This is a genomic window from Skermanella sp. (genome assembly GCF_059503625.1).
In genome coordinates, this window is sequence record NZ_JCACHA010001053.1 from 1 (window position 1) to 5,199 (window position 5,199).

7 protein-coding genes are annotated in these 5,199 nt (G+C 62.6%); 1 reads left to right on the forward strand and 6 read right to left on the reverse strand.

Features of this window, described 5'->3' with window-relative positions; all coding sequences use genetic code 11:
• The 6 genes from AC5JJ6_RS38165 to AC5JJ6_RS38190 all read right to left on the reverse strand — a co-directional run.
• The coding region (locus AC5JJ6_RS38165; RefSeq protein ID WP_496047043.1) for an urea ABC transporter substrate-binding protein at window positions 1–1,084 on the reverse strand (1,084 nt) is incomplete at its 3' end.
• A 39-nt stretch (window positions 1,085–1,123) separates the two neighbouring features.
• The gene (locus AC5JJ6_RS38170; protein ID WP_496047044.1) at window positions 1,124–1,747 is read right to left on the reverse strand and encodes an ANTAR domain-containing response regulator; all 624 of its coding nucleotides are present in this window, start codon (window positions 1,745–1,747) and stop codon (window positions 1,124–1,126) included.
• Window positions 1,744–2,913 carry a transporter substrate-binding domain-containing protein gene (locus AC5JJ6_RS38175; protein ID WP_496047045.1) on the reverse strand — a complete coding sequence of 390 codons (1,170 nt, stop codon included), beginning with the start codon at window positions 2,911–2,913 and terminating at the stop codon, window positions 1,744–1,746. The genes AC5JJ6_RS38170 and AC5JJ6_RS38175 overlap by 4 nt, the downstream gene beginning before the upstream one ends.
• 253 nt (window positions 2,914–3,166) lie before the next feature.
• Window positions 3,167–3,880 (reverse strand): arsenical resistance protein ArsH, encoded by a 714-nt coding sequence (arsH, locus tag AC5JJ6_RS38180; RefSeq protein WP_496047046.1) that lies wholly within the window; start codon window positions 3,878–3,880, stop codon window positions 3,167–3,169.
• Window positions 3,881–3,908: 28 nt separating this feature from the next.
• Window positions 3,909–4,403, reverse strand: coding sequence for an ArsI/CadI family heavy metal resistance metalloenzyme (locus AC5JJ6_RS38185; RefSeq protein WP_496047047.1), 495 nt, complete (start codon window positions 4,401–4,403; stop codon window positions 3,909–3,911).
• A complete protein-coding gene (locus AC5JJ6_RS38190; RefSeq protein WP_496047048.1) occupies window positions 4,369–4,785 on the reverse strand; it encodes an ArsR/SmtB family transcription factor in 417 nt (138 codons plus the stop codon). The genes AC5JJ6_RS38185 and AC5JJ6_RS38190 overlap by 35 nt, the downstream gene beginning before the upstream one ends.
• 182 nt (window positions 4,786–4,967) lie before the next feature.
• Here AC5JJ6_RS38190 and AC5JJ6_RS38195 point away from each other — a divergent pair.
• The coding region (locus tag AC5JJ6_RS38195) for an aldo/keto reductase (RefSeq protein ID WP_496047049.1) at window positions 4,968–5,199 on the forward strand (232 nt) is incomplete at its 3' end.

Sequence of the window (5,199 nt, forward strand, 5' to 3'; positions counted from 1 at the left end):
AGATCGTGTGAGAGGCGTGCTGGCTCTTGGGATCGATGCAGACCTTGCCCTCGGGCGCATCGACGCAGACATCGCCCTTGGCGATGACACCGCGGATCTTCTCGCGGTCGGTCGAGCCGGCCCGCTCGACCATCTGCTTGTACAGGTAGATCGCGTGGTAGGAGTTCTCGGCTTCCTGGTTGATGTAGGGCTCGTTGGGGTACTTGGCGCGCCACTTGGTGATGAAGGCCTTGCTCTCCGGCGTGTCGACCTCTTCGATGTAGTTGGTCGTGACATGCATGTTGGCGAGGCTGGGCGGGGTGAAACGCTTGTGCTCGTAGCCCTGCCCGACATTGACCGAGCTGCCCATCGGCACCTTGATGTTGGCGGCGGCAGCCTGCTCGTAGTACGAGGCCTGGGCCGTGCCGACCAGCAGCGTCATCAGGATGTCCGGCTTGACCCGCTGGATGTTCTGGATGGTCTGGGAGAACTGCGAAACGCCGAGCGGGATGAACTCCTCGCCCACCATCTCTCCGCCGTTCTCCTTGACGATCTGGCGGACCCATTCGGCGGAGATCTGGCCGAAATTGTAGTCGGCGGCGATCGTGTAGACCTTCTTGCCGTACTTCTCCATCATCCAGGGGATCAGGGTGGAGAACTGCTGTTCCGGCACGGCGCCGGTGACGATCATGTTGGCGTCGCAGACGCCGCCCTCGTACTGGTTGTTGTAGAAGGCCAGGCCGTTGAACTGGTTGACGATCGGCCGGTAGGCCTCACGCGATGCGCTGGAGAACCCGGCGAAGACGACGTCCACCTTGTCGCGCTGGAGCACGCGGCGCATCATTTCCTGATAGCGGGTATTGTCGGACTGGGTGTCGTAGACCACCAGCTCGATCTTGCGCCCGGCGATGCCGCCGGCCTTGTTGATCTCCTCGGCGGCCAGCTCTATGCCGTGGACCTTCGGCAGCGTGGCGGCGGCGAACTCACCGGACTGGTCTTCCAGGACACCGATTTTCACCGGGCTCTGCGCCAGGGCGGTGGATGCCAAAGCCAGGGTGGCAACAGAGAACGCGCCCAGGAAACTCCTATTGATCGGAGAAGACATGTCAACCTCACCTGTCATTATGTTTTGAATTGTTGAACCTCAACCCCTTTCGGCATTCACTCCCGCGATACCCTCTTCGAGGGCTTTTCTTACGATCTCTTCCGAGAACGCCTCGACGCTGAGCTGTTGTTTCATGCTCTCGCGCCTGAGTATCTGGAACGCTTCGTCATCGTTGACTCCGCGCTGATTCATGACCAGCAACACCGCCTTGATGACGAACCTGCGGCTGCGCTTGCGCCCTTCGGCGGCGGCGAGGCGGTCGTCGGTATGGCGGCGGCGGTTCCATTCGTTGAGGCCGATGTAAAGGGCGGCGTAGACGCTGGCGCCCTGCACCGGCTTCCGCAGATGGGCCGTGACGCCAAGCTGGAGCAAGGCCTTCAACTGGCTGGGCGCCTCGACCCCGACGATGCCGATGACCGGCAGCGGCGGCGTCTGTCCCAGCCGCGCCCAGGTGCAGCCTTCGGGAATGCCCTGGTCCAAGTCGAGCAGCAGCACGTCGTAGCCGGCAAGCAGATCCGGCGACAACCGGTCGGGCGTGGTGATCGAGACGACGGCGCCCAGCTTCTTCAGGGTCCCGGCGACGGCATCGGCGGCGCCGGCATCGACCAGCGCCAGCAGCGCCCGCACGCCGCGAAAATTCTGAACCAGCCTGGCCGCCGTCATGACACCGCCTTCAGGTTCCGGCCTGGACGCGCCGTTTCGTCGTAGCGCGACGAGTTCCAGACCAGGTAGGGATCGGGACGGACCGGCTGGGCCGCCTCCATGATGATGTCGAACCGGGCATTCCGGTTGGATCGCCCGATGCGCGGCGTCAGGTAAGCGTGGAGGGTATCCTCGTCCATCCAGACTTCTCCCTGCGGCGCCTGGAGGCGCAGCCGCGTCACGGCGGACTTGACCTGTGCGATATCGTCGGCGCCTGCATGGGCCAGCGCTCGCGCCAGCAGGCCCATCGCGACATAGGAGGCCTCGGCATCCGCCGACATGGCTGGACCGTCCGGGAAGCGCCGGCGGTAGGCCGCGACGAAGGCCCGGTTGGCGGGGGATGCGATCGACGAGAAATAGACGCTGGAGCTGAGATGCCCGTCCACCGCGTCGCCGCCGATCGCTTCAAGCTCCGGCTCCGACAGGGAGCAGCTTGCGACCGGGATTTCCCGCGCCTGATCGATGCCCCGCTCCGCCGCCATGGCGCGGAAGTCGCGGAGGAACTGGTAGGCCGACTCTCCGATCAGCGTATTGAAGACGAAGCTCGGGCGGGCTTCCAGGATCTGTTCGATCGCGCGCCGGAGGTCGGTTTCACCGACCGCGAAGTAGCGTTCCGCCGCGACCGAGCCGCCCTGCCCCACGACGGCCTGCCGAAGTATCCGGTTGTTCTCCCACGCCCAGATATAGTTGGAACCGATGCACCAGGCGGTCTTGCCGCAATGCTTCAGCAAGTGATGGAGCAGCGGGACGATATGCTGGTTGGGCGCCGCACCGGTATAGACGACGTTGTCGCCGCTCTCGAAGCCTTCGTAATGTGACGGATACCAGAGCAGCGCGTCATGCTTTTCGAAAAGCGGGATGACTTCCTTCCGGCTGGACGACGTATAGCAGCCGACGACGTGGCGAATGTTTTGCCGGGCCAGCAGATCGGTGGCGCAGGCATGGTATCCGGCCAGTTCCCCGCCCGGATCGACCACGACGGGGACCAGTTCCACCGGAAAATCGGGATCGCCGTTGACTTCCTCCAGCGCCAGGAGAGCGCCGTTCAGCATCGACCGGGCGACCACATTGTAGGGTCCGGTGGAAGAGAACATGACTCCGATATTAAAATACCTGCGTGCGGTCACGATATTCCAATCCAGCAACGCAAAAAGCGCCCGCCAGCTACAAGTGCTGTGGGCGCCTTTGCCTCTGCCGACAAGCGGCTTATGGGGTATTACTTTGCCCGCATCATGACGGAGCCATCTTTGCCCCTTGCGAACATGAAGCAAGACTGACGGCGCGCTGGATTTCTGTCAAGCGGGTGTATTGAGCTATGGCAAATTTTCTGAAACCATCGACCTTTTGGATGGATTTACCCATTCGGCGGGGGACAGCGCCTTACAGCTTCTCCGGCAGCTTGAACGCTTCCTTCCGCTCGCTGTAGCGATCGACCAGATAGTCGGAGCGGTCGCGCAGGAGCCAGGTGAAGCGGACCAGTTCTTCCATCACGTCCACGACGCGGTCGTAGAGCGGGCCGGGGAGCATCCGGCCGGCGTCGTCGAACTGCTCGTAGGCTTTGGGGACGCTCGACTGGTTGGGGATGGTGAACATGCGCATCCAGCGGCCGAGCAGGCGCAGCGTGTTCACGGCGTTGAAGCTCTGCGATCCGCCCGAAACCTGCATCACGGCCAGGGTGCGGCCCTGGGTCGGGCGAACCGAGCCTTCCGACAGGGGAAGCCAGTCGATCTGGTTCTTGAAGACTCCGGTCACCGCCCCGTGCATCTCGGGACTGCACCAGACTTGGCCTTCCGACCAGATCGACCGGTCCCGCAACTCGCGGACCTTGGGGTGATCGGTCCCGACGCTGTTCGCCATGGGCAAGTCGCGGGGGTCGAAGATGCGCGTCTCGGCCCCCATCCTGCGCAGCAGACGGGCCGCTTCCTCGATCAGCAGCCGGCTGTAGGAGCGTTCGCGAAGCGATCCGTAGAGCAGCAGGATACGCGGTGGATGGGTCATCCGCCCGGCCGGCTCCAGCTTGGACGGATCGGGCAGCGACAACAGTTCGGCTTTCAGCGCCGGGAGAATGTCGGGCGGAGAGGCTGAATCATCCATCACGTTTTCCTTGTTCGATCCGTCTTCCTCAGCCGCAGCAGGCTGCGGTTTTTTCAGTCGTCCGAGGCGGCTCGGTCATTCCGCAGGAGGGCGATGCTACGACCGGGGCACAGCAGGCCGAAGTCTTCGAAGCCGGCAGTTCTATGCTGTCGCCGTAGACGGTGCTTTCTCCACTGGTCAGGAAGACCTCCCAGGCGATGCCCTGGGGATCGCTGATCCACGACTTTTCCGACTTGGCATAGCAGCAGGTCGTTTCACCCTGTTCGAGCACTGGCCCCTCGGCCTGCTTCAATCGGCCATAGACCTCCCCCAGTTCGTCCGCGTCCGCAACTTGAATACCGAGGTGATCCAGGCCCGCGGCACGGCCGCGCGCCGAGATGGCGAAGTTGACGCGGGGATCGTCCAGCATCCACTTAGCGTAATCGGGCTTCAGCTCAGCCGGCTCAGTGGCGAACAGCGCCGAATAGAAGCGCGTGGACTGTTCGAGGTCATCGACGGCTACATGCACATGCAAGCGTTTCATCTGATTTTCCTTCGTTCGGCTGGCTGTTGGTCGGCTGGCTGTTGGTCGGTAGGCTGGAATCATCCGGAGAGGAATTGCGGGTAGGCACAAAGGATGCGATCCCGCCGCAGCAATTTTCGGTGAGATAGGCCATGAGAGCGTTCATGGCGGAGAAGTCGGTGGCGTAGATGATCTGCCGGCTGACGCGGCGCTGGGAGACCAGACCCGCATTGGCAAGCTGTTGAAGGTGGAACGTGAGCGAGGACGGCGGCAGCCCGAGGTTTTGGGCGATGACGCCGGCGGGCAAGCCATCAGGGCCGCGCTGTACCAGAAGCCTGAACACCGCGAGGCGGGTGTCATGCGCCAGGGCGGCGAGGCCGGTAATAGCTTTGGACGCATCCATGCCCAGTCATTCCCATATTTCAACGAAAATCAAAATATCTCGGCAGTGCGCCTCCTGTCAACGATATTTCACCGAATATCGAAATATAGACCGGCGGCTCGGGTTCGTCCGAAGGACACGATCCCGGCACTGGCTTGTTCATCAACCATCAAGTGGTCACGACCACGCAGAAAGGACCAACGATGGATTATGTGAATCTCGGCAAGACCGGCTTGAAGGTGTCGCGCCTTTGCCTCGGCTGCATGACGTATGGAGAGCCCGACCGGGGAAACCATCCGTGGACCCTGGGCGAGGAGGAGAGCCGGCCATTCATCCAGCGTGCCGTGGAACTGGGCATCAACTTCTTCGACACCGCCAACGTTTATTCCGCCGGATCGAGCGAGGAGATCGTCGGCCGCGCGCTTCGCGATTTCG